This is a genomic window from Pseudomonas sp. 11/12A, assembly GCF_000800055.1.
Taxonomy (GTDB): Bacteria; Pseudomonadota; Gammaproteobacteria; order Pseudomonadales; family Pseudomonadaceae; genus Aquipseudomonas; species Aquipseudomonas mohnii.
The window spans coordinates 5,129,231-5,152,765 of record NZ_JUGV01000001.1; the positions used below are offsets into that span (position 1 = coordinate 5,129,231).

Annotated in this window: 20 protein-coding genes; 7 read left to right on the plus strand and 13 right to left on the minus strand. The window is 59.8% G+C overall.

The features are described from left to right. The first annotated feature begins 125 nt into the window (after positions 1-125). Both GQ39_RS23645 and GQ39_RS23650 read left to right on the plus strand, forming a co-directional pair. Positions 126-1,502: a glutamine synthetase family protein gene (locus tag GQ39_RS23645; RefSeq protein ID WP_047534714.1), complete on the plus strand. Its 1,377-nt coding sequence runs from the start codon at positions 126-128 to the stop codon at positions 1,500-1,502. A 228-nt stretch (positions 1,503-1,730) separates the two neighbouring features. Then, on the plus strand, positions 1,731-2,363 hold the full coding sequence (locus GQ39_RS23650) for a TetR/AcrR family transcriptional regulator (RefSeq protein ID WP_047534717.1): 633 nt from the start codon (positions 1,731-1,733) through the stop codon (positions 2,361-2,363). Between the two features lie 56 nt (positions 2,364-2,419). Here GQ39_RS23650 and GQ39_RS23655 read toward each other — a convergent pair whose 3' ends face one another. From GQ39_RS23655 to GQ39_RS23695, 9 genes are all read right to left on the minus strand, one after another. Next, a complete protein-coding gene (locus GQ39_RS23655; RefSeq protein WP_007967989.1) occupies positions 2,420-2,635 on the minus strand; it encodes a TOBE domain-containing protein in 216 nt (71 codons plus the stop codon). Positions 2,636-2,742: 107 nt separating this feature from the next. Then, on the minus strand, positions 2,743-3,549 hold the full coding sequence (gene ssuB, locus GQ39_RS23660; RefSeq protein ID WP_047534729.1) for an aliphatic sulfonates ABC transporter ATP-binding protein: 807 nt from the start codon (positions 3,547-3,549) through the stop codon (positions 2,743-2,745). Continuing rightward, complete coding sequence (gene ssuC, locus GQ39_RS23665; protein ID WP_047534732.1) at positions 3,546-4,328, minus strand: aliphatic sulfonate ABC transporter permease SsuC; 783 nt, start codon at positions 4,326-4,328, stop codon at positions 3,546-3,548. The genes ssuB and ssuC overlap by 4 nt, the downstream gene beginning before the upstream one ends. 8 nt (positions 4,329-4,336) lie before the next feature. Further along, positions 4,337-5,485, minus strand: a complete 1,149-nt coding sequence (gene ssuD / locus GQ39_RS23670) for an FMNH2-dependent alkanesulfonate monooxygenase (RefSeq protein ID WP_047534736.1) — start codon at positions 5,483-5,485, stop codon at positions 4,337-4,339. 25 nt (positions 5,486-5,510) lie between these two features. Beyond that, on the minus strand, positions 5,511-6,476 hold the full coding sequence (locus tag GQ39_RS23675) for a sulfonate ABC transporter substrate-binding protein (protein WP_047534739.1): 966 nt from the start codon (positions 6,474-6,476) through the stop codon (positions 5,511-5,513). A gap of 89 nt (positions 6,477-6,565) precedes the next feature. Further along, positions 6,566-7,159, minus strand: coding sequence for an NADPH-dependent FMN reductase (gene ssuE, locus GQ39_RS23680; RefSeq protein ID WP_047534743.1), 594 nt, complete (start codon positions 7,157-7,159; stop codon positions 6,566-6,568). 291 nt (positions 7,160-7,450) lie between these two features. Next, entirely contained in the window at positions 7,451-8,089 is a 639-nt protein-coding gene (locus tag GQ39_RS23685; RefSeq protein ID WP_047534746.1) for a peroxiredoxin, read from the minus strand. 366 nt (positions 8,090-8,455) lie between these two features. Next, positions 8,456-9,793 (minus strand): OprD family porin, encoded by a 1,338-nt coding sequence (locus GQ39_RS23690; RefSeq protein ID WP_047534749.1) that lies wholly within the window; start codon positions 9,791-9,793, stop codon positions 8,456-8,458. Between the two features lie 502 nt (positions 9,794-10,295). Continuing rightward, the gene (locus GQ39_RS23695; protein ID WP_047534750.1) at positions 10,296-11,636 is read right to left on the minus strand and encodes an OprD family outer membrane porin; all 1,341 of its coding nucleotides are present in this window, start codon (positions 11,634-11,636) and stop codon (positions 10,296-10,298) included. A 366-nt stretch (positions 11,637-12,002) separates the two neighbouring features. Between GQ39_RS23695 and tauA the strand changes: the two genes are divergently transcribed. Beyond that, positions 12,003-12,989: a taurine ABC transporter substrate-binding protein gene (gene tauA, locus GQ39_RS23700; protein WP_177329366.1), complete on the plus strand. Its 987-nt coding sequence runs from the start codon at positions 12,003-12,005 to the stop codon at positions 12,987-12,989. A gap of 109 nt (positions 12,990-13,098) precedes the next feature. On the opposite strand, the gene argA is transcribed toward tauA, so the two are convergent. Both argA and argE read right to left on the minus strand, forming a co-directional pair. Next, complete coding sequence (argA, locus tag GQ39_RS23705) at positions 13,099-14,397, minus strand: amino-acid N-acetyltransferase (RefSeq protein ID WP_047534756.1); 1,299 nt, start codon at positions 14,395-14,397, stop codon at positions 13,099-13,101. A gap of 173 nt (positions 14,398-14,570) precedes the next feature. Further along, positions 14,571-15,731 (minus strand): acetylornithine deacetylase, encoded by a 1,161-nt coding sequence (gene argE, locus GQ39_RS23710; RefSeq protein ID WP_047534759.1) that lies wholly within the window; start codon positions 15,729-15,731, stop codon positions 14,571-14,573. Between the two features lie 157 nt (positions 15,732-15,888). Here argE and GQ39_RS23715 point away from each other — a divergent pair, with 157 nt between their 5' ends. After that, complete coding sequence (locus GQ39_RS23715) at positions 15,889-17,256, plus strand: CYTH domain-containing protein (protein ID WP_047534762.1); 1,368 nt, start codon at positions 15,889-15,891, stop codon at positions 17,254-17,256. 112 nt (positions 17,257-17,368) lie between these two features. On the opposite strand, the gene GQ39_RS23720 is transcribed toward GQ39_RS23715, so the two are convergent. Next, complete coding sequence (locus GQ39_RS23720; protein WP_047534765.1) at positions 17,369-17,833, minus strand: Lrp/AsnC family transcriptional regulator; 465 nt, start codon at positions 17,831-17,833, stop codon at positions 17,369-17,371. Between the two features lie 125 nt (positions 17,834-17,958). Between GQ39_RS23720 and GQ39_RS23725 the strand changes: the two genes are divergently transcribed. The 3 genes from GQ39_RS23725 to GQ39_RS23735 all read left to right on the plus strand — a co-directional run bounded on the left by GQ39_RS23725 (position 17,959) and on the right by GQ39_RS23735 (position 20,561). After that, positions 17,959-18,297, plus strand: coding sequence for a hypothetical protein (locus GQ39_RS23725; protein WP_047534767.1), 339 nt, complete (start codon positions 17,959-17,961; stop codon positions 18,295-18,297). 90 nt (positions 18,298-18,387) lie between these two features. Next, entirely contained in the window at positions 18,388-20,172 is a 1,785-nt protein-coding gene (locus GQ39_RS23730) for a GspE/PulE family protein (protein ID WP_047534770.1), read from the plus strand. 71 nt (positions 20,173-20,243) lie between these two features. Further along, positions 20,244-20,561: a DUF2388 domain-containing protein gene (locus tag GQ39_RS23735; protein ID WP_047534773.1), complete on the plus strand. Its 318-nt coding sequence runs from the start codon at positions 20,244-20,246 to the stop codon at positions 20,559-20,561. 90 nt (positions 20,562-20,651) lie between these two features. Here GQ39_RS23735 and gcvP read toward each other — a convergent pair whose 3' ends face one another. Next, a complete protein-coding gene (gcvP, locus tag GQ39_RS23740) occupies positions 20,652-23,525 on the minus strand; it encodes an aminomethyl-transferring glycine dehydrogenase (RefSeq protein ID WP_047534774.1) in 2,874 nt (957 codons plus the stop codon). Between the last annotated feature and the right edge of the window lie 10 nt (positions 23,526-23,535).

The following is a 23,535-nucleotide window of genomic DNA, read 5'->3' on the forward strand; positions in this document are numbered from 1 at the left end:
AAAAAAGCCGCACGAGCGCTTTTTTGGGGCAAAAACGGCCTCACTTGACTTCGGCATGCCGTTCGGGTTGACTGGAATCCGAAGAGATCAATGATTGATATTTTTAACAACAAAGGTGTTGCATCATGTCGGTACCCCCGCGTGCCGTTCAGCTTAACGAAGCGAACGCGTTCCTTAAGGAACATCCTGAGGTTCTGTACGTTGACCTTCTGATTGCGGATATGAATGGTGTGGTGCGCGGCAAGCGCATCGAACGCACCAGCCTCCACAAGGTTTACGAGAAAGGCATCAACCTGCCGGCCTCTCTATTTGCTCTGGATATCAATGGTTCGACGGTGGAAAGCACCGGCCTGGGCCTGGACATCGGCGATGCTGACCGAATCTGCTATCCAATTCCCGACACCCTGTGCAACGAGCCATGGCAGAAGCGCCCGACCGCGCAACTGTTGATGACCATGCACGAACTCGAAGGTGATCCTTTCTTCGCCGACCCGCGCGAAGTGCTGCGACAAGTCGTCACCAAGTTCGATGAGATGGGCCTGACCATCTGCGCCGCGTTCGAACTGGAGTTCTACCTGATCGACCAGGAGAACGTGAACGGCCGCCCACAACCACCGCGCTCGCCGATTTCCGGCAAACGCCCGCACTCGACACAGGTTTACCTGATCGACGACCTCGACGAATACGTCGACTGCCTCCAGGACATTCTGGAAGGTGCGAAAGAGCAAGGCATCCCGGCCGACGCCATCGTCAAGGAAAGTGCCCCGGCGCAGTTCGAAGTGAACCTGCACCACGTGGCCGACCCGATCAAGGCTTGCGACTACGCGGTCCTGCTCAAGCGCCTGATCAAGAACATCGCCTACGACCATGAAATGGACACCACCTTCATGGCCAAGCCTTATCCGGGCCAGGCGGGCAATGGTCTGCACGTCCACATCTCGATTCTCGATAAAGAAGGCAAAAACATTTTTGCCAGTGAGGATCCCGAGCAGAACGCCGCACTGCGTCACGCGATCGGCGGTGTGCTCGAGACCCTACCGGCGCAGATGGCTTTCCTCTGCCCGAACGTCAACTCCTACCGTCGTTTCGGCGCACAGTTCTACGTGCCGAACTCGCCGTGCTGGGGCCTGGACAACCGCACTGTCGCCCTGCGCGTGCCGACCGGTTCCGCCGACGCGGTCCGCCTGGAACACCGCGTGGCCGGTGCCGACGCCAACCCCTACCTGCTGATGGCTTCGGTCCTGGCAGGCGTGCACCACGGTCTGGTCAACAAGATCGAACCGGGCGCTCCAGTGGAAGGCAACAGCTACGAGCAGAACGAGCAGAGCCTGCCGAACAACCTGCGCGATGCACTGCGCGAGCTGGACGACAGCGAAGTCATGGCCAAGTACATCGATCCGAAATACATCGATATCTTCGTGGCCTGTAAAGAGAGCGAGCTGGAAGAGTTCGAACACTCCATCTCCGACCTCGAGTACAACTGGTACCTGCATACCGTGTAAGCGGTTGCAGTAAAAAGGAACGCCGTTGGCTGCTGAAGCCTGCGGCGTTTTTTTATGGCCGCCTGCGGCGGATCGCCAGCAAGGCTAGCTCCCACAGTTGATCTCCAGTGAACATAAATTCCGTGTACACCAGAAATTTCTGTGGGAGCTGGCTTGCCAGCAATGGCGGCCGACGAGACAACACGCAACCCCGCTCGTACAATGCCCGCTGCCCCGCAGGAGACTTCAATGACACGCGTAGCCACCCCCCGCAAACCCCGCGCACGCAGCCAGGCCCGAATCGATTCGATACTCGATGCGGCCCGCACACTGCTGGCCGCCGAGGGCGTGGCCAGCCTGTCGATCTACAGCGTGGCCGAGCGCGCGGAGATCCCGCCCTCCTCCGTCTACCACTTCTTCGCCAGCGTTCCGGCCCTGCTCGAAGCCCTGACCGCCGACGTCCACGCTGCCTTCCGCGCCTGCCTGCAAGCACCCATCGACCACCAAGCCCTCACCGGCTGGCGGGATCTGTCGCGCCTGGTGGAGCAACGCATGCTCGAGATCTACAGCGAAGACGCCGCCGCCCGCCAACTGATCCTCGCCCAACACGGCCTGACCGAAGTTACCCAGGCCGATCGTCAGCACGACATCGAACTGGGCGACCTGATGCACAAACTGTTCGACCACCACTTCGAGCTGCCGAAGCTGCCGAGCGATGTCGATGTGTTTGCGCTGGCCATGGAGCTCGGTGATCGGGTCTATGCGCGTTCGGTCCAGCAGCATGGGCAGATCACACCGCGCATGGCTGAAGAAGGGATGCGGGTGTTTGATGCCTACCTTGGCTTGTACCTGCCGCCCTATCTGCCCAAGCGCGATCTTTAAAGAACAAAAACCCCGAAGGGCTAAAACCCTCCGGGGTTGTCGTTTACGCGCACGGCTTACAACTTGGCGATCGACACCTCGGTGGATTTCACAAATGCAATCACTTCGCTGCCCACGGCCAGCTCCAGTTCTTTCACCGAACGCGTGGTGATCACTGAAGTGACGATGCCGGAAGCGGTTTGCACGTCGATTTCCGACAGCACGTCGCCGAGCACGATTTCCTTGATGGAGCCTTTGAACTGGTTGCGAACGTTGATGGCTTTGATGGTCATATTGATTTCTCCTGAGGTCGAAATGAGCTGTAAGCGGCAAGCCACAAGCTGCAAGTAAAAGCGCTGTGCCTCTTCTCGCAGCTTGAAGCTCAAAGCTCGCAGCTGCCTTACTGAGCCCAACGCAACTGCGTAGGCAAGGGTGAAACAGGTTCCGGCTCCGGCGGTTGGCCGGGCAGTGACAGCACACGGTTGAGGACTTCGGTTTCCAGCGCCGCCAGTCGATGGGAACCGCGGACCCGAGGGCGCGGTAACTCCACATGCAGGTCGAGGCCGACTTCGCCGTCTTCGATCAGGATCACCCGATCGGCAATCGCCACCGCTTCACTGACGTCGTGGGTCACCAGCAACACAGTGAAACCGTGCTGTTGCCAGAGCCGTTCGATCAGTTGCTGCATTTCGATTCGGGTCAGCGCATCCAGCGCGCCCAATGGTTCGTCGAGCAAGAGCAGACGCGGTTGATGAATCAGCGCGCGAGCAAGGGCCACACGTTGCTTCTGCCCTCCAGACAACGCCGCCGGCCACTCATTGGCGCGATCCGCCAGACCGACCGCTTCCAGCGCTTCCAGCGCTTGCGGCCGCCAGTTGCCCTTGAGCCCCAGGCCGACGTTATCGATGATCTTTTTCCATGGCAGCAGACGCGCTTCCTGGAACATCAAGCGGGTGTCTTCCCGCGCCTCACTGAGCGGCGCGGCGCCGGCCAGCAGCTCACCTGCGGTGGGTTGATCAAGGCCCGCGAGCAAGCGCAGCAAGGTGCTCTTGCCGCAGCCGCTACGACCGACCACCGCGACAAACTGGCCTGCCGGAATGTGCAGGTCGATCTCGCGCAACACTTGCCGCGAACCGAAGGTTTTTTGCAGATTGCGCACCACCAGCGGAATCCCGCGCAGCAGGCGTGGAGGTTGTTGAGCCGTCATGCAGCACCTCCCTTGGCGACTTGATAGGCCGGATGCCAGCGCAGCCACACACGTTCGAGCCCACGGGCGGCGAGGTCGGCCAGCTTGCCGAGCACCGCGTACAGCAGAATCGCCAGCACCACCACGTCGGTCTGCAGAAACTCCCGGGCGTTCATCGCCAGGTAACCAATGCCGGAACTGGCGGAAATGGTCTCGGCGACGATCAGCGTCAACCACATGAAGCCCAGTGCGAAGCGCACGCCGACCAGGATCGAAGGCAGCGCCCCCGGCAGGATCACCTGACGGAACAGGCTGAAACCGGACAAACCATAACTGCGCGACATCTCCACCAACGCCGGATCGACGTTGCGGATACCGTGGTAGGTGTTGAGGTAGATCGGAAACAAGGTGCCCAGCGCCACCAGGAAAATCTTCGCCGACTCGTCGATACCGAACCACAGGATCACCAGCGGAATGAGCGCCAGGTGCGGCACGTTGCGGATCATCTGCACCGAGCTGTCGAGCAGGCGCTCACCCCATTTCGACAGGCCGGTGATGAAGCCCAAAGTCAGGCCGATGCTGCCACCGATGGTGAAACCCAGGGCAGCACGCCAACCGCTGATCGCCAGATGCGTCCAGATCTCGCCGCTGCGCACCAGGCTCACACCGGCTTCGATCACGGCGATCGGTGCCGGCAGAATCCGTGTCGACAACCAGCCCGCCGACACCGACAACTGCCACACCGCCAACAACAACACCGGCAACGCCCAGGGCGCGAGGCTGTGGATGATTTTCTTCATGGCGCGCCTCAGCTCTGGGACGCGGCTTTGGGAAGAATGTCGTTGGCCACCATCTCACCGAACGGGCTGACGTAACCGGCGCTTTTCGGCAGTTCGGGACGTTCGATATCGAGGTGCGGGAACAGCAACTCGGCAACGCGATACGACTCTTCCAGGTGTGGATAACCGGAGAAGATAAAGGTGTCGATGCCCAGGTCCGCGTACTCTTTCACGCGAGCGGCCACGGTCGGACCATCGCCCACCAGCGCCGTACCGGCACCGCCGCGCACCAGGCCAACACCGGCCCACAAGTTGGGGCTGACTTCCAGGTTGTCGCGACTGCCGCCGTGCAGCGCAGCCATGCGTTGCTGGCCCACCGAATCGAAGCGCGCCAGGGAAGCCTGGGCGCGAGCGATGGTGTCTTCGTCCAGGTGCGAAATCAGGCGGTCCGCCGCTTGCCAGGCCTCGGCGTTGGTTTCACGCACGATCACATGCAGACGAATGCCAAAACGTACGGTTCGACCGAGCTTCGCGGCCTTGGCGCGGACTTGTTCAATCTTTTCGGCAACGGCGGCGGGTGGTTCGCCCCAGGTCAGAACCATTTCAACCTGCTCTGCCGCCAGGTCCTGCGCCGCTTCCGAGGAGCCACCGAAATACAACGGCGGACGCGGTTGCTGAATCGGCGGATACAGCAATTTGGCACCCTTCACGCTGATGTGCTGACCGTCGTAATCAACGGTTTCGCCTTCCAGCACGCGGCGCCAAATACGGGTGAACTCCACCGAAGCCTGGTAGCGCTCGTCATGGCTGAGGAACAGACCATCGCCGGCCAACTCTTCCGGATCACCACCCGTCACCAGGTTGAACAGCGCACGACCGCCGGACAGGCGATCCAGAGTCGCAGCCTGACGCGCGGCCACCGTCGGGGAAATGATCCCGGGGCGCAGGGCGACAAGGAATTTCAAACGCTGGGTGACCGGGATCAGCGACGCCGCCACCAGCCACGAGTCTTCGCAGGAGCGACCGGTGGGGATCAGCACCCCGCCGAAGCCCAGACGATCCGCCGCTTGCGCGACTTGTTGCAAGTAACCGTGGTCAACGGCGCGAGCGCCTTCGGCGGTGCCAAGGTAATGGCCGTCGCCGTGGGTAGGCAGGAACCAGAAGATATTGAGGCTCATGGAGTGGTCTCCTTGGGGAATTGAATTACTGTGCTTTGGCAACGGCTGCCGGTGGCGTCCAGATCACGTCTTTGATGCTCAACGGTTTCGGAATCAACTTGAGCTGGTAGAAGCTGTCGGCGATTTTCTGTTGCGCAGCGACCACGTCCGGGGTCAGGAACAAGGCGCCGTAGCCCTGGCGTTTCACCGAGGTCAGGGTGATGTCCGCCGGCAGGCCGAGCAGTGGCGACACTTGTTGCGTCACCTCTTGTGGATTGGCCTTGGACCACTCACCGACGGCACGCACTTCTTCCACCAGGGTCTTGATCACCTCAGGGTTTTTCTGTGCGTAAGGCTTGGTCGCCAGGTAGAACTGATGGTTGTCGACGATGCCTTGGCCATCGCGCAGGGTGCGCGCCTGCAGTTGCTGTTCGGCGGCTGCCTGGTACGGGTCCCAGATCACCCAGGCATCGACGCTGCCACGTTCGAACGCGGCGCGGGCATCGGCCGGCGGCAGGAACACGGTCTGGATATCGGTGTACTTGAGGCCGGCGTCTTCCAGTGCGCGAACCAGCAGGTAGTGCACGTTGGAGCCTTTGTTCAGGACGACTTTCTTGCCCTTGAGATCCGCCACCGATTTGATCGCCGAGTCCTTCGGCACCAGGATCGCTTCACTGTGAGGGGCTGGGGGTTCGTAGGCGACGTAAAGCAAATCAGCGCCCGCCGCTTGAGCGAACACGGGCGGGGTTTCGCCGGTGACGCCGAAGTCGATGGAACCGACGTTCAGGCCTTCGAGCAGTTGCGGGCCACCGGGGAATTCAGTCCATTGCACGTCCACGCCTTGGGCGGCGAGGCGTTTTTCCAGAGTGCCTTTGGCTTTGAGCAGCACCAGGGTGCCGTATTTCTGATAGCCGATGCGTAACGTTTCAGCTTGGGCTTGAGTAATGGCGCCGAAGGCTACAGCCGCTGCAAACAGAGCGACCAGACCGCGACGCAAAATAACAGGGCGCATGGCGCTCTCCTTTTTGCAGTTGGGTTTTGGCTGCACCTGCTTGCCCGTTAGCGGGCGAGTAAGGCCAGTACATCAATTTGGGCTAGGGCTTAAATGCTCCAGCGAGCACTCAACAAACGTTCATTCAACAGGTTCGGATCGAGCGGCTTGGGCCGTCGGGCCATGGCGCTGAAAAACAGCTCCAGCGATTCATTCAGTCGTTGCTCCAGCTCCGGCGCCAACTGCGCCTGAGCGCTGCCTTCGCCGTAGGCGATCTGGCTGTCCACCGCAAAAATGCCGTGGAGCATTTCCTGGGCCTTGAGTGCCGACAACACCGGTTTGAGTGCGTAATCCACCGCCAGCATGTGAGCGATGCTGCCACCGGTTGCCATTGGCAGAACCACCTTGTGGCTCAGCGCGCGCTCGGGCAGCAGATCCAGTACCGTTTTCAACGCGCCAGAGAACGACGCCTTGTACACCGGTGTGGCAATCAGCAGGCCGTCGGCGTTTTCAATCTGTTGCAGCAGGTCGATCACCTTGGGACTGTCGAAGCGCGCATGCAGCAAGTCTTCGGCCGGGAAGTCCCGTACCTGGTAACTCACCACTTCCACGCCTTGCTCTTGTAACCAACGCTGGGAGCGGTCCAGCAGTACCCCGGAACGGGAGCGTTGGCTGGGACTGCCACCGAGTGAGACGACCAGCATTCAGTCAATTCCTGAGTGGGGGCGATTCGCGGTTTGCGATCTCGCTTCGATGGAGAGACCTTAACAGTTGATTCATATATCCATAAATCATATTTATTCATTTGGTTATGCGATTTGGAGATATGAAAATCCACTTCTTCCAGGCGAAAAAAAAGGCCGTCGAAACGGCCTGAAATCCCCTGCTTTGTGGATCTGCACAAACCCCTGTGGGAGCTGGCTTGCCAGCGATGGCGGTTTGACTGACAGACCGCGTCGCTTCAATCGCGAGCAAGCCGGCTCCTACAAAAGCGATTAGCGATTGGGCTGCGGCGTCAGGCGCAGGTATGGCTTCACCGCACGGTAGCCCTTGGGAAAGCGTTGTTTGATTTCATCTTCATCCTTGAGCGAAGGCACGATCACCACCTCATCACCGTCCTGCCAGTTGGCTGGGGTGGCCACCTTGTAGTTATCGGTGAGTTGCAGCGAGTCGATGACCCGCAGGATTTCATGGAAGTTGCGGCCGGTGCTCGCCGGGTAGGTGATGGTCAGCCGGACCTTTTTGTTCGGATCGATCACAAACAGTGAGCGCACCGTGAGGGTGTCGTTGGCGTTGGGGTGGATCAGGTCGTACAGGTCCGAAACCTTGCGGTCGGCATCGTCGAGGATCGGAAAGGTGACAACGGTGTTCTGGGTTTCGTTGATGTCTTCGATCCATCTGTGATGCGAATCCACCGGGTCGACGGACAGCGCAATGGCCTTGACCCCACGCTTGTCGAATTCATCTTTGAGCTTGGCCGTGAAGCCCAGTTCGGTGGTGCACACCGGCGTGAAGTCCGCCGGATGGGAAAACAGCACGCCCCAGCTGTCGCCCAGCCATTGATGGAACCGGATGGTGCCGGCGCTGGAATCCTGTTCGAAGTCGGGGGCGATATCGCCGAGTCTGAGGCTCATGGTGCTGCTCCTTGTGAGTGCTTGATGAGCTCAACTGTGCCTGTGTTTTTTATCTATTAAAAAGAATAAATATCGATTTATTTAGACCTGGAAGGAATATTAAAGATCTGTTCACTGGACGCGCCTGCGCATCCCGCCGACCATCGTCAACGAGGTTCGAGAAGGCCTTGAGTTGCTGCAAAAAGGGGAGTTTCAAGGCGGGTTTACGGGGGTGAGCCCGCCTTGAAAACGCAAAAGCCCCGTCCGGCGAGATGCCGGGCGGGGCTTTTTTTTGGTTCATCGCGGCTTACTCCCGAAGGCGTGTGTCATTCAGCACGTTCGTGGCTGGGATGACGCCTTCGCGAGCAGGCTCGCTCCCACGCGCTATTACAACAGCGGGATCGAGTAGCTGACGATCAGACGGTTTTCGTCCTGCGAACGAGTGTTCGGCAGGTCGGTACGCCAGCTGGCGTTTTTCCACGCCAGGCCCAGGTTTTTCAGTGCGCCAGACTGGACCACGTAACCGACGTTCAAGTCGCGTTCCCACTCGGAAGCGCCGTTCGCCGCTTGGGCACCACGCGCGTTCACGGTGTCGATGTTATCGCCATGCAGATAAACCACACCCGCCGTCAGGCCAGGTACACCGACTTTGGCGAAGTCAAACGAGTAACGCGCTTGCCAGGTACGCTCGCCGGCACGGGCGAACTTCTGGATTTGCGAGTCGGTGATGGTGTAGTTCGACGAACCGTCGCCCTGGTTCAGCCACGGGAAGTCGCTGCTGCCGTTGCTGACCTGGTAACCGCCACCAAAGGTGTGACCGGCAACGCTGTACAGGAACAGGCCGCTGTAGAGGTTGTTGTCGACCTTGCCTTTACCGTTAGCCACGCCGCTGTAGTTGCCGGTGCTGTAGTAAAGCGGATTGCTGCCGTTGGCACCGTCGTCGGAGCTGTTGAAATAACGGAAGTCAGACTTCAACACGCCCGGACCGATTGCCCAGTTGTGAACCAGACCCAGGAAATGTTGCTTGTAGAAGTCTTCCAGGTTGCCGTAGTAGTACTGGGCCGTCAGGTCTTTGGTGATTTTGTAGTCACCGCCAGCGTAGATGAACTTGTTGCTATTGATGGTGCGTGGGGAAGCGCCGTTGATAGCCAACTGTTCATTGTTGCTGGAGTTACGGCCTTTAACGTGCTCGATCTGGCCGCCGACCAGCGTCAGGTCCTTGATGTCACCGGAGGTGAGCTGACCACCTTCCCAGGTTTGCGGTAGCAGGCGACCGTCGTTAGTCACGATGACCGGCAGTTTTGGCTGCAGAGTACCGAGCTTCAGCTCAGTCTGGGAAACCTTGGCCTTGGCGGTCAGACCCAGGCTGGAGAAGTCATCAACCGCTTCACCATTGGATTTGCTTGGGAAAACAGTGCCGCCATAAGCCGCACTGTTAGCTGCGCCGTTGGTGCCGCCGCCCGAATCCAGCTTTACACCCAACAAGCCGATCGCATCGACACCGAAACCGACGGTGCCCTGGGTGTAACCGGAGATGAAACGCAGATCGAAGCCTTGGCCCCATTCTTCGTTTTTGTTCGGACCAGTACCGTCACGGTAATCGGTGTTGATGTAGAAGTTGCGCAGGCCCAAGGTCGCCTTGCTGTCTTCGACAAAACCGGCAGCACTCGCCTGCTGCGCCAAAACCCCTGCAGCGATGGCCAGGGCCAAGGTGGACTTGTTCATTGTTTCGCTCCTATCGTTTCTAATTCTTTTGGTTCCGGGTCGAGTGCCCTGAATCCTTGATTCGCCTGGCTTTTGCCATAGAGACCCTCGCACTGAAGATCTCCCCCCCCGTCATTTGGGCGGCGCAGCATACCTTTTCATAAATCCGAAAAGAATCACTTAGTGTTTTTTGATATCTAAATGGAATATCGATGTGTACACGCCACGGAAACGAGATATCGGTGTTGAAACCGATTCCTGTGGTCGTGGTTATCGGAAGTTGAACGGGCTGAGCGTAAAGCGAGGGGGCCTGTAGGTCAGGTGGAGCCAACTGTAGGCGCTTGCGGAAAAATCTAAAAAGAATAAAAAACGATTAGAAGCAATCTTTTAGAAATATAGAAACGGAAGGCATATGAAGAAGCGAGCGGGCTCGCGATGGTCGTTAACGATGACGCGTTTTTATCGGGTAAACGCGTCGTTCTCGAGTCCATCGCGAGCCAGCTCGCTCATACAGATCTACTGCTTACAGGAAGCTGTAGGTGTAGTTGAAGATCAGACGGGTCTGGTCCTGGTTAGCGGTGCTGGTGTTACCGCCGTAAGTACCGTGACGCAGGGTCGTACCAAACCCTTTGAGTGGGCCGGTTTGAATCACGTAGTCCACACGCGCGTCGGTCTCGTGCTCATTCAGATCTTTACCCACGCCGCTGGTAGCCTTGATGTCGCGGCCATCCAGGTAAGCAATCGAAGCTTTCAAACCTGGCACGCCCAGTGAGGCGAAGTCGTAGGAGTACTGACCATACGTGGTGTTTTCACCGGCACGGATAAAGCTGCCCACGGTGGCGTCGGTGAAGGAGTAGAAGCTGGCGCCGCCGGCACCCTCAGCATTACCGTTGTCATTAACAAGGCTGCCTTGGTTCAAGAAAACAAAGCCGCCGTCATCGCTGACACGCTGATGGCCAAGCAGGAACGCACTGCCACCCAAGGTGTAGGTGAACGTCGCACTCCAGGTCTTGTTATCGACCTCGCCTGGATTCTTGGCGTAGCCGTTGTTGTTGTTGAAGCGGTAGCCCACATCGCCGTTCTTGCCGTCGGAGCTGCTGTCGAAATAACGAAGATCGGTCTTGAACGACTGGTTCGGGGCGATCGGGTAGACGTGCACCAGGCCGAGGAAGTTCTGCTTGTAGTAGTCTTCCAGGTTCGCGTAGTAGTACTGCAGCAAGAGGTCTTTGGTGACCTTCCAGTCAGCACCGGCGTAACGGAACTTGTTGCTGTCCTGAGCACCGCCAGCCACTGCCATGCCAGTGTCGTTGGAGGAGGCGCGACCCGAAGCGTGCTCCAGTTGACCCAGGTTGAAGGTCACGTTGTCGATTTCCTTCGAGGTGATGGTGCCACCTTCAAAGGTCTGCGGCAGCAGACGGCTGTCGTTCGCGATCAGGATCGGCAGGCTAGGTGCCAGACCGCCACCCAAGTGGGCCTCTGTCTTGGAGAAACGCGCCTTGACGTTGGCATCCAGACGACTCCACTCGTCGGCGGACCGGTCGCCGTCGCTCGGGAAGAAGGAGTTGCTGTTACCCAGCGGGTGATGCCCTCTGCCGCCATCCAAATGAATGCCGACCAGTGCCTGAGCGTCGATACCGAAACCAACAGTGCCTTGAGTGAAACCGGACAGGTAATCGAACTTGAGGCCTTCAGCGGTTTCTCGCTGACGGTTTGCGGCCGTCTTGGCGCCTTCACGGACATCGGCGTCGTAATACATGGTGCGGGAACTAACGGATGCCTTGCTGTCTTCGATAAAACCGGCGGCGCCTGCCTGCTGCGCCAAAACCCCTACGGCCACGGCCAGGGCCAAGGTGGACTTGTTCATTGTTTAGCTCCTCTCGTTTCTAATTCTTGTAGTCCTGGTCCCGAATCGAATGCCCGGAATCCTAAGATGCGCGATTAGCGCCGCAGCGTGACTCACAAGTCAATCGTAACATTGTGTGTCTACGACCATGGTCTAATCCCACTTTTTTGGCTTACTCAGGGTCATGAACGTGTCACAAACCTGAAAAGAATGAATGGATTCCTTTCTCATTCCATTTAGGAATTAAGCCCGCCTTCGCGCATCCCCTCAGAATAGAGCGGCTTGCTCATAAGCTAATTCATAAATGTTATTTATTTTGCGTTTTTTAGATCGATTAGGTTTAGAAGCAATTCTGAAACAAAACCTGTCGAAAGGAACAACGCCATGATGATCAAACGCGCACTATCCAGACCAATTGTTACAGTTTGTGTATCGCTCGTCCTTTCTTTTTCCGCCCATGCGACGAACCTCACGGTCGGCTACCAGACCGGTATCGACCCCAGCAAAGTCCCCCAGGCGGACGGCGTTTACGAAAAAACCATCGGCGAAAAAATCGACTGGCGTCGCTTCAATAGCGGCCCGGAAGTGGTCACCGCAATCGCGTCCGGCGACGTGCAGATCGGCAATCTCGGCTCCAGTCCTCTGGCTGCGGCCGCCTCGCGCAATCTGCCGATTGTCGCGTTCATTGTGTCCGCGCAAATCAATGCCGCCGAAGCCTTGGTGGTGCGCAATGGCAGCGGCATCGATAAACCGCAAGATCTGATCGGAAAAACCATCGCCACGCCGTTCGTATCGACGTCTCACTACAGTCTGTTGGGCGCCCTGAAACATTGGGGCCTGGACGCTTCAAAAGTCAAAGTGGTGAACCTGCAACCGGCGGAGATCGCCGCCGCGTGGAAACGTGGGGACATCGACGGCGCGTTCGTCTGGTCGCCGGCCCTGGGTGAAATTCGCAAGACGGGCAAGACCTTGACCGATGCCGCCCAAGTCGGCCAATGGGGTGCGCCGACGTTTGAAGTCTGGGTGGCGCGCAAGGATTACGCCGAGAAACACCCGGAGGTCGTGGCCAAATTCGCCAAGGTCACTCTGGACTCGTTTGCCGACTATGCAGCGCATAAGGACAGCTGGACCGAGCACTCGTTACCGGTGCAGAAAATCGCCAAATTGACGGGTGCCAACGCCGCTGATGTACCGGAGCTACTGGCCGGGTCCGCGTTTCCGGATGCCAAGGCGCAACAGTCCAACGCGTTGCTGGACGGTGGCACGGCCAAGGCGATTGGCGAAACGGCGAAGTTCTTGAAGGAGCAAGGGAAAGTCGAAACGGTACTGCCGGATTATTCGCCGTATGTGAGCGCGAAGTTTGTCACCGAGTAATTGCTGAACAGGGCTGTTCAGCCCATCGCGAGCAAGCTCGCTCCCACAGGGTTCTCTGTTGTCCGCAGAACCTGTGGGAGCGAGCTTGCTCGCGATAGGACCATCACGGTCAAAGGGTCTTTTCGAAGATCTTCGAATTACGCTGATAGTTGTACAACGACGCCCGCGCCGACGGCAGGCGTTCGACGCTGCTCGGCTCGAAGCCACGCTCGCGGAACCAGTGCGCAGTGCGGGTCGTCAGTACGAACAGCGTCTTGAGCCCTTGCGCCCGGGCGCGGGTTTCAATGCGCTCCAGCAGCTCATCCCCGCGACCGCCATGACGGTATTCCGGGTTCACCGCCAGGCAGGCCAGCTCACCGGCATCGGAATCGGCAATCTGATACAGCGCCGCACAGGCGATGATCATGCCTTCGCGCTCGACCACACTGAACTGCTCGATCTCACGCTCCAGCACCTCGCGGGAACGCCGCACCAGAATCCCCTGCTCTTCCAGCGGGCTGATCAAATCCAGTAAACCACCAACGTCTTCGATGGCCGCTTCGCGCACCACTTCGAATTGTTCCTGGGCGACCAGCGTGCCGCCACCGTCGCGGGTGAACAGCTCGGTCAGCAGAGCGCCGTTTTCGGCATAGCTGACGATATGACTGCGCGCTACGCCGCCACGGCAGGCTTCAGCGGCGGCATCCAGCAGTTCCGCCTGATAATTGCTGCCCAGACGCTGCAAGTGCGCGGGCACCTGTTGCGGACGCAATTCACGAACCAGACGGCCGTGTTCATCGATCAAGCCAAGCTCGGCGCCAAACAACAGCAGTTTGTCCGCGCCCAGATCAATGGCTGCACGGGTGGCGACGTCTTCGCAGGCGAGATTGAAAATCTCACCGGTCGGCGAGTAACCCAATGGTGACAACAGCACGATGGAGCGCTCGTCCAGCAGGCGATTGATACCCTTGCGGTCGACCCGGCGGACTTCGCCGGTGTGGTGATAGTCGACGCCTTCGAGCACGCCGATCGGCCGGGCTGTCACGAGGTTGCCGCTGGCCACGCGCAAGCGCGAGCCCTGCATGGGCGACGAGGCCATGTCCATCGACAGCCGCGCTTCGATGGCGATGCGCAATTGGCCGACGGCATCGATCACGCACTCAAGCGTCGCGGCATCGGTGATGCGCATGCCGTGGTGGTAATGCGGGGTCAGGCCACGGGCAGCGAGGCGCGCTTCGATTTGCGGACGCGAACCGTGAACCAGCACCAGCCGCACGCCCAGGCTGTGCAACAGCACCAGGTCGTGGACGATATTGCCGAAGTTGGGGTGTTCAACGCCGTCGCCGGGCAGCATGACGACAAAGGTGCAATCGCGGTGGGCGTTGATGTAAGGCGAAGCGTGACGAAGCCAATTGACGTATTCGGGCATGAACCTGGGCCTGTAATAAATAGCAGCCGAAGAAAGGGCGAAACAGAAAACGCACAGCGGGCTGATGGTTATCGTCGGAACAGGCTTGGCGACACGCGAACTCTCCTCATGAATACGGGTTTGGGTACCGGCAATTTAACCGCAAACACCTGTAGGAGCGAGCAGGCTCGCGCCTACAGGGGGTTGTTTGCCGGTGTCAGGCAGTAATGTTCAATCAACTGACGTAATAGATGCACCGTAGGCTGCAAACGTGACATTTCGAGGTATTCCCCCGGTTGGTGGGCGCAGGCGATATCGCCAGGGCCGAGCACCAGTGTTTCGCAGCCAAGTTGCTGAAGATAAGGCGCTTCAGTGCCGAACGCCACTGCTTCGGCAGCATGGCCGGTGAGCTTTTCAGCGATCCGTACCAGTTCCGCGTCTTCGGCCTGCTCGAACGGCGGCACTGCGGGGAACAGCGGCGCGTAATCGATCTTGACCTGATGCCGTTCGGCAATCGGGTTGAGCTTCTGCAAAATCGCCGCGCGCAACGCTTTGGGGTCCATGCCCGGCAATGGCCGCAGGTCGAATTCCAGCGAACACTGTCCGCAAATCCGGTTGGGGTTATCGCCGCCATGGATGCAGCCGAAATTCATCGTCGGCTGCGGCACGCTGAACTGCGGATTACGGAACTCACGCTGCCACAACAGGCGCAGTCCACGCAATTCGCCAATGGCATCGTGCATGGCCTCCAGAGCGCTGTGACCCAGGCGCGGGTCCGAGGAGTGACCGCTCTGCCCGAGGATGTCGATGCGCTCCATCATGACGCCTTTGTGCATGCGGATCGGCTTGAGCCCGGTCGGCTCGCCGATGACAGCTGCTCGCCCCAACGGCCGTCCGGCTTGCGCGAGGGCGCGAGCGCCAGACATCGAACTCTCTTCATCGCAGGTGGCCAGGATCAGCAGCGGTTGCTTGAACGGCTGATCGAGCAGCGGCTTGACCGCCTCGATGGCCAGGGCGAAAAAGCCCTTCATGTCGCAACTGCCCAGGCCGACCCAGCGGCCGTCGACTTCGGTCAGCTTCAGCGGATCGGTTTGCCACAGCGCGCCATCGAACGGCACGGTATCACTGTGGCCGGCCAGCACCAGGCCGCCGGGGCCGGAGCCGAAACTGGCCAACAGGTTGAATTTGCCGGGACTGACCTGCTGGATATCGCAGGCAAAACCCAGATCGCCGAGCCAGGCGGCCAGCAGGTCGATCACCGGGCGATTGGATTGATCGAGGCTCGCTTGGGTGCAACTGACCGACGGTGCAGCGATCAATGCAGCGAATTGATCTTTCATGGATGGCAAAGGCATCGCTGGCTCCAACTCGCGAATTGAAGTCCATCATAGAACCATCCGGCGACAGGAATAAACCGTCGCAGGGCGGAGCAAGGACGAGTCCTGTACACTGCATGACCTTGGCAGCCACACATTCCCCCCGGCTGCGCTCCCGATCCTGGATTTTCCGGCCATGCAGAAAGAAACCGAAATCAAACTCCGCGTCAGCCGCGAAACCCTCGCTGCCCTGCGCGAGCACCCGCTACTGAAAAAACGCAACAAAAGTGGCTGGGAACGCCGTGAGTTGATGAACCAGTACTTCGACACGCCTGAGCGCGACCTGGCCCGCGCCAAGGTGGCCCTGCGCCTGCGCAAGGATGGCGAAGAAGTCATTCAAACACTCAAGACCCGCGGCCAGAGCGTCGCCGGCCTGTCCGAGCGTAACGAGTACGACTGGCACCTGCCCAAGGCCAAGCTCGACGTGAAGAAACTCGACGGCGAATGCTGGCCCGAAGCACTGGCCGAACTGGACAAGAAAACCCTGAAACCGATCTTCACCACCGATTTTGTCCGCGAACGCGCCGAAATCGCCTGGGGCCGCGGCAAGACCAAAGTGGTCATCGAAGCCGCGCTGGACCTCGGCCACGTGGTGGTCGGCAAACAGAAAGAAGAAATCTGCGAGCTGGAACTGGAACTGCGCGAAGGCGAACCGGCCGCGTTGCTGGAACTGGCCGCCGAGCTGGCCGCGACCCTGGCCCTGATGCCTTGTGACATCAGCAAGGCTGAACGCGGCTATCGCCTGTACGACGCCAACAGCTATTCGCTGAACCTGCCGGCACCGCAGATCAGCGCCGAAACGCCGCTGGACGACGCCTTCGCCGCTTTGAGCTGGCACTTGTTGGGCAGCAGCCAGCGTCTGGCCGAGCAATATCGTTTCAATGGCCACTGGCGCCTGCTGCAGGACTGGGTGGAAAACCTCGCCGAATTGCGCGCGCTGGTCAGCAGCCTCGGCCAGGCCGCGCCGCGGCAATCGACCCACGACCTGCGCGTCGCACTCGATGCCCTGCTCGAAGACTGGCGTCCGCTGGTCCAGGCTGGTCTGGATGACGAGGACGTACGCAAAGCCGCGCCGGAGCAGTTCCTCGAAGAACTCGAAGACCCGCGCTGGGGCCTGTTCTCCCTGAACACCTCGCGCTGGTTGCTCGCTCGCACCTGGACCGCCGACCGCAACACCCGTGGCAATCGCCAGGGCGCCGCGCAACTGGGCAGCTGGTTGCCGCGCCTGTTGGGCGAAGAAGCCAACTCACTGCAATTGCAGCGTTACCAGCAGCAACCGGAAGACCTCGCGGAACAACTGCCGCGCATCGAGCGTATCCAGGCCTGGCTGCACCACGCGCGCCATGTGCTGGACATCCCGGAAATGGATCGCCTGTATGGCGAGCTGAACAAGCTGGCGCAACTGGCCAACGAGCCGATCACCGACGAAACCCTGGATGCGCGCAAGCAGCAGGCGATTGCGGTTTATCAGAATCGTGCGTGGAAAATGCTTCTGCGTCTGTAATACCGCCATCGCCAGCAGGCTGGCTGGCTCCCACCTTGGTTTTGTGTACGCCACAAAGCCCCTGTGGGAGCCAGCCTGCTGGCGATGAACCCCGCGTTATTACCGCAGACTTTCAGACCGGCAAACTGGTCGTCGACTTGATCTCCGACAACGCCACCACCGAGTTGACCTCCTGAATCCCCGGCACCAGCGACAGCTTCTCGAAGAAGAACCGCTCATACGCCTCGATGTCCGCTGCGACGATCCGCAGCATGAAATCCACCGCGCCCATCAGCACATAACACTCCAGCACTTCGGGAAAGCCGCGAATGGCCTCGGTGAATTCGGTGAAATTCGAACGTCCGTGGGCGTTGAGTTTGACCTGCGCGAATATCTGCGTGTTGAGGCCGATTTTCTTGCGGTCGAGCAGCGTCACCTGGCCACGAATGATCCCCTCCTCCTTCATCCGCTGAATTCGCCGCCAACACGGCGACTGCGACAGTCCCACCTGCTCCGCGATCTGCGCGCTGGAGAGCGAAGCGTCCTCTTGCAGCAGCGCGAGAATCTTGCGGTCGTAGCCATCCAGCTCGCTGTGCATAAAAAAACCCTTGATTACCGATACTCTGAATTAAACGATTCGATATAACCGTAATACGCCCCATCATAGATAAGAAATACCCGGCCACGAATGTAAAAATTTCTCCAGTGATTTGGAGATCGACCATGCCACACCTCGAAGCCGTGAACACCCCGCCCACCCGCGCCGATGTCTGGAACATCAGTAACACCCATTGCCGCGTTCGCTATCAGTTGCTGGCCGAAGCCGAGCCCGACCTGCTTTGCCGCGCACTGAATCTGTTCGCCCTGCAGTTTCTGACGCCGGAACAGGTCAACGTGCAGCGCCAGGAAGAGCTGCTGGACATCGATGTCGTCATCGACGGATTGAGCTGGCACCGTGCCCAAGTGATTGCGGAAAAACTGCGTAATCTGGTCAGCGTTTGCTCGGTCGAGCTGCAATCGGCGGATGCTGCCTGGGGCGATACGGCTCAGGCGGCTGGCTGAAAAAAGTCGATACGGCTTCGTCGGGTAGTGGCCCAACGGTCGGCGGGGTCACGACTATCCTTTGCGAACGGTTGTTCACAAGGAGCCCGCATGTCCGTTCAACTCGCCCTTCAGGACCGCTGGCTGGATCTCAATGATTTGCTGCGTGAACTGGTCGCCCAAGGCTTTATCAGCCAGGATTCGGCCGAACACGCGCTCAATGCCCGCCGCCGCCACGTCGCCAATGGCCAGATGCACCCACTGGAGTTCATCGCCAGCCAACAGCTGGAAGACCTCAGTCGGCCCGGCAAGCACCTCGACCTCGAAAGCCTCACATTGTGGCTGTCCCAACAGGCCGGCCAGCCTTACCTGCGTATCGACCCGCTGAAAATCAACGTCGCGGCCGTCACGCCACTGATGTCCTACGCCTTCGCCCAGCGTCACAAGATTCTCGCGGTATCCATCGATCGCGATGCGGTGACCGTGGCCAGCGCCCAACCCTACGTCACCGGCTGGGAGGCCGACCTGACCCATGTGCTGAAGCTGCCCATCAAGCGGGTGGTGGCCAATCCGGTGGACATTCAGCGCTTCAGCGTGGAGTTCTTTCGCCTAGCCAAATCGGTCACCGGCGCAAACAACACAGATCAGCAAGTGAACACCCTGGGCAACTTCGAACAGTTGCTCAACCTCGGCGCCAGCGATCAGGAGCCGGACGCCAACGATGCGCACATCGTTAACATTGTCGACTGGCTGTTCCAGTACGCGTTCCAGCAACGCGCCAGCGATATCCACATCGAACCCCGGCGCGAACAGGGCACCGTGCGCTTTCGCATCGACGGCGTGCTGCACAACGTCTACCAATTCCCGCCACAGGTCACCATGGCCATCGTCAGCCGCCTGAAAAGCCTGGGGCGAATGAATGTCGCGGAGAAACGCAAACCCCAGGACGGGCGGGTGAAGACCAAGACCCCGGAAGGCGGCGAAGTCGAGTTGCGGCTGTCGACACTGCCGACCGCCTTCGGCGAAAAAATGGTCATGCGGATCTTCGACCCCGAGGTGCTGCTCAAGGACTTCGATCAGCTCGGTTTTTCAGCCGACGATCTGCGGCGCTGGCAGGACATGACTCGCCAGCCCAACGGCATCATTCTGGTGACCGGGCCGACCGGGTCCGGCAAGACCACCACGCTCTACACCACGCTGAAAAAGCTGGCGACGCCGCAGGTCAACCTCTGCACCATCGAAGATCCGATCGAAATGGTCGAACCGGCGTTCAACCAGATGCAGGTCCAGCACAATATCGACCTGACCTTCGCCGCCGGCGTGCGCGCACTGATGCGGCAAGACCCGGACATCATCATGATCGGCGAGATCCGCGACCTCGAAACCGCAGAAATGGCCATTCAGGCGGCGCTCACCGGGCACCTGGTGCTGTCGACCCTGCACACCAACGACGCGCCCGGCGCCATCAGTCGCCTGCTGGAACTCGGCGTACCGCATTACTTGATCAAGGCCACGCTGCTGGGCGTCATGGCCCAACGACTGGTGCGCACCTTGTGCCCGCACTGCAAGGCTGCGCAAACCTTGGGCGAAGAGGACTGGCAGACCCTGACCCGACCCTGGCAAGCGCCGCTCCCCACCCATGCCCAACGCGCCATCGGCTGCCTGGAATGCCGCGACACCGGCTATCACGGCCGCGCCGGGGTCTACGAAATCATGCAACTGAGCGATGCTCTCAAGGCGCTGATCAACCCCGACACTGACTTGCTCGCCGTGCGACGTCAGGCCTTCAAGGAAGGCATGCGCAGTCTGCGTTTGTCCGGCGCACAGAAAGTGGCGGCCGGTTTGACGACGATTGAGGAGGTGCTGCGAGTGACGCCGCAGAGTGAGCAAAAGTAGATTGGCCGCTATGGAACTCGATTGGGGGAATCGCTATCAAACACCGGAGTTAACCCTGTGGAGTCACTTTTATGCGTCTCAAACTTGCTGTCGCTACCATTGCCCTGTTGTCCCTGCCTGTCGGTTCGGCGATGGCCGATAGCTTTTGGCGTAATGTCCTTTCCTCCGGTGCCACCACCGGTTCGACTTACCTGACGTTCAAGGATCACAAACTGATCGTCGCCGCCCAGGACGATGCCGGCAGCTTCGTCGCCAGCGACGGCGGCATCCGCGGCCCGTACCTGGAAGCCGCCATGCAGAAAGTCCGCGCCGACAACCCTGGCCTGCAGGCGACGGACATGGAACTGGCGAATGCGATCCTGGCGAAGAATGCCGTGGCTTCGGAATAAGCCCTCAGGTCGAACAAAAATGCCGCTCAAATGGAGCGGCATTTTTTATGTTCATTGCAAACCCCTGAAGGGTCAGGAGTGACCGGTATTTCAACGGTACTCATCCAGCGGCACACAGGCACAAAACAGGTTTCGGTCGCCGTAGACATTGTCCACCCGGTTTACCACCGGCCAATACTTGTGGGCCTTGGTGTGGGCGTCCGGTGTAACCGCCTGTTCGATGCTGTAAGGCCGCTCCCAGACACCGGTGATGTCGGCCAGGGTATGCGGCGCACGTTTCAACGGGTTGTCCTCGGCCGGCCAGTTGCCGTTCTGCACCTCGGTAATTTCCGCGCGAATGCTCAGCATTGCTCCGATAAAGCGGTCCAGTTCTGCCTTCGATTCACTTTCGGTGGGTTCGACCATCAAGGTACCTGGCACCGGGAACGACATGGTCGGCGCATGGAAGCCATAGTCCATCAGGCGCTTGGCCACGTCCTCTTCGCTGATACCGGTCAGCGCCTTGAGGGGGCGCAGGTCAAGAATGCATTCGTGGGCCACCCGCTCGTTGCGCCCGGTGTAGAGCACCGGGAACGCCCCGGACAGGTGTTGCGCCAGGTAATTCGCGGCGAGGATCGCCACTTCACTGGCGTCCGCCAGTTGCGGCCCCATCATGGCGATGTACATCCAGCTGATCGGCAGAATGCTCGCGCTGCCCCAAGGTGCGGCACTGACGGCACCGTTCTGCGGCAGCGGCCCGTCGATCGGCACCACCGGGTGATTGGCCACAAAGGGTGCCAGATGCGCGCGCACGCCAATCGGCCCCATGCCGGGCCCGCCGCCGCCGTGGGGAATGCAGAAGGTTTTGTGCAGGTTCATGTGTGACACATCCGCACCAATGTCCGCCGGACGGGCCAGCCCGACCTGGGCATTGAGGTTGGCGCCGTCCATGTAGACCTGGCCGCCATGGCTGTGGATCACTTCACAGATCTCGCTGATGCCTTCCTCGTACACACCATGGGTCGAAGGATAAGTCGCCATCAGGCAGGCAAGTTTGTCCCCGGCCTGCGCCGCTTTGTCTTTCAAGTCATCCAGATCAACGTTGCCCGCCTCGTCGCACTCGACAATGACCACACGCATCCCGGCCATCTGCGCCGAAGCCGGGTTGGTGCCATGAGCGGAAGACGGAATCAGGCAGATGTCCCGAGCCCCCTGATGCCGGCTCTCGTGGTATTTGCGGATGGCCAGCAACCCGGCGTACTCGCCCTGTGCACCGGAGTTGGGTTGCATGCAGATCGCATCGAAACCGGTGATCGCGCACAGCCAACGCTCCAGTTCTTCGATCATCAGCGCATAACCGGCTGCCTGCTCTTTCGGTGCGAACGGATGCAGATTGGCGAATTGCGGCCAGGTAATCGGGATCATCTCGCTGGTGGCATTGAGTTTCATGGTGCAGGAGCCCAACGGGATCATCGATTGATTGAGCGCCAGGTCTTTGTTTTCCAGCTGCTTGAGGTAGCGCAGCATCTCGGTTTCGCTGTGATGGGCGTTGAATACCGGATGGCGCAGATAAGGCGAGGTGCGCGCCAGCGCCCCCGGAATGCCGGGGCTCAGGGTTTCGGCGTCCAGTTCTTCGATGTTGAACCCATGGTCGACGCCCAGGAACACATCGAACAGTTTCGCCACCGTGGCTTCGTCAGAGGTTTCGTCCAGGCTTAGGCCCAATCGCCCGCGCCCCAGAATGCGCACATTGATCTGCGCAGCCTGGGCGCTTTCGATGATTGCAGTCTGGGTGCCGCCGACGTCCAGGGTCAGGGTGTCGAAGAAGTGCTGATTGACCCGGGTCAGGCCCTTGCGCTCAAGGCCGGCGGCGAGGATGCAGGTCAGGCGGTGCACGCGCTGGGCAATCCGCTTCAGCCCTTCAGGGCCATGATAGACCGCGTAGAAACTGGCGATATTGGCCAGCAGCACCTGGGCCGTACAGATGTTCGAGTTGGCCTTCTCCCGGCGGATATGTTGCTCACGGGTCTGCAGCGCCATGCGCAGGGCCACGTTGCCACGCGCGTCCTTCGACACACCGATGATCCGCCCGGGTATCGCACGTTTGTATTCGTCGCGGCTGGCAAAAAAAGCGGCGTGAGGCCCGCCGTAGCCCATGGGCACGCCGAAACGCTGGGATGAGCCGAACACCACGTCCGCGCCCAGCTCCCCCGGCGGGGTCAGCAACAACAGACTCAACAGATCGGCAGCAACACACGCCAATGCGTGCTGGGCATGCAGGTGATCAATCAAGGGTCGCAGATCGCGAATCTCGCCGTGAGTATCGGGATATTGCAACAGCGCACCGAACACGTGGTGCTGCTGCAAGTTATCCACAGGGCCGATGACCAGCTCGAATCCAAAACCTTCGGCGCGGGTCTGCACCACGGAAATGGTCTGCGGATGACAGTTTTCGTCGACGAAGAACACATTGCTCTTGGACTTGGCCACCCGTTTGGCCAAGGCCATGGCTTCCGCTGCCGCCGTGGCTTCGTCGAGTAACGAGGCATTGGCCAGCTCAAGGCCCGTGAGGTCGATGGTCAGTTGCTGGAAATTCAACAACGCTTCGAGACGTCCCTGGGCAATTTCCGGCTGATAAGGCGTGTACGCGGTGTACCAGCCGGGATTTTCCAGCACGTTGCGCAGAATGACGGTGGGTGTGAGCGTGCCGTGATAGCCCATGCCGATCAGGCTGGTCCAGACCTGGTTCTGCTCAGCGTAGCCCCGCAGCTTGGCCAGCGCGGCCTCTTCATCGAGGGCAGGCGGCAGGTCGAGCATCCGGTTCAGGCGAATACCCGGCGGCACCGTTTGCTCGATCAACTCGACCCGACTGCCGAGGCCGAGGCTGTCGAGCATCGCCTGTTGCTCGGCGGCATCCGGCCCGAGGTGACGGCGAAGGAAGGCATTGGGATCGCGTAACTGACTCAGGGACGGCAACTGGGACATGACGGGCTCT

Coding starts and splice junctions, on each gene's coding strand:
- GQ39_RS23685 (WP_047534746.1), bottom strand. CDS start 8,089: ATGAGCCTCAGACTCGGCGATATCGCCCCCGACTTCGAACAGGATTCC.
- GQ39_RS23715 (WP_047534762.1), top strand. CDS start 15,889: ATGCAGAAAGAAACCGAAATCAAACTCCGCGTCAGCCGCGAAACCCTC.
- GQ39_RS23720 (WP_047534765.1), bottom strand. CDS start 17,833: ATGCACAGCGAGCTGGATGGCTACGACCGCAAGATTCTCGCGCTGCTG.
- GQ39_RS23675 (WP_047534739.1), bottom strand. CDS start 6,476: ATGCGCCCTGTTATTTTGCGTCGCGGTCTGGTCGCTCTGTTTGCAGCG.
- GQ39_RS23655 (WP_007967989.1), bottom strand. CDS start 2,635: ATGACCATCAAAGCCATCAACGTTCGCAACCAGTTCAAAGGCTCCATC.
- GQ39_RS23645 (WP_047534714.1), top strand. CDS start 126: ATGTCGGTACCCCCGCGTGCCGTTCAGCTTAACGAAGCGAACGCGTTC.
- ssuE (WP_047534743.1), bottom strand. CDS start 7,159: ATGCTGGTCGTCTCACTCGGTGGCAGTCCCAGCCAACGCTCCCGTTCC.
- GQ39_RS23735 (WP_047534773.1), top strand. CDS start 20,244: ATGCGTCTCAAACTTGCTGTCGCTACCATTGCCCTGTTGTCCCTGCCT.
- argA (WP_047534756.1), bottom strand. CDS start 14,397: ATGCCCGAATACGTCAATTGGCTTCGTCACGCTTCGCCTTACATCAAC.
- GQ39_RS23730 (WP_047534770.1), top strand. CDS start 18,388: ATGTCCGTTCAACTCGCCCTTCAGGACCGCTGGCTGGATCTCAATGAT.
- GQ39_RS23725 (WP_047534767.1), top strand. CDS start 17,959: ATGCCACACCTCGAAGCCGTGAACACCCCGCCCACCCGCGCCGATGTC.
- GQ39_RS23650 (WP_047534717.1), top strand. CDS start 1,731: ATGACACGCGTAGCCACCCCCCGCAAACCCCGCGCACGCAGCCAGGCC.
- GQ39_RS23695 (WP_047534750.1), bottom strand. CDS start 11,636: ATGAACAAGTCCACCTTGGCCCTGGCCGTGGCCGTAGGGGTTTTGGCG.
- ssuC (WP_047534732.1), bottom strand. CDS start 4,328: ATGAAGAAAATCATCCACAGCCTCGCGCCCTGGGCGTTGCCGGTGTTG.
- gcvP (WP_047534774.1), bottom strand. CDS start 23,525: ATGTCCCAGTTGCCGTCCCTGAGTCAGTTACGCGATCCCAATGCCTTC.
- ssuB (WP_047534729.1), bottom strand. CDS start 3,549: ATGACGGCTCAACAACCTCCACGCCTGCTGCGCGGGATTCCGCTGGTG.
- tauA (WP_177329366.1), top strand. CDS start 12,003: ATGATCAAACGCGCACTATCCAGACCAATTGTTACAGTTTGTGTATCG.
- GQ39_RS23690 (WP_047534749.1), bottom strand. CDS start 9,793: ATGAACAAGTCCACCTTGGCCCTGGCCATCGCTGCAGGGGTTTTGGCG.
- argE (WP_047534759.1), bottom strand. CDS start 15,731: ATGCCTTTGCCATCCATGAAAGATCAATTCGCTGCATTGATCGCTGCA.
- ssuD (WP_047534736.1), bottom strand. CDS start 5,485: ATGAGCCTCAATATCTTCTGGTTCCTGCCTACCCACGGCGACGGCCAT.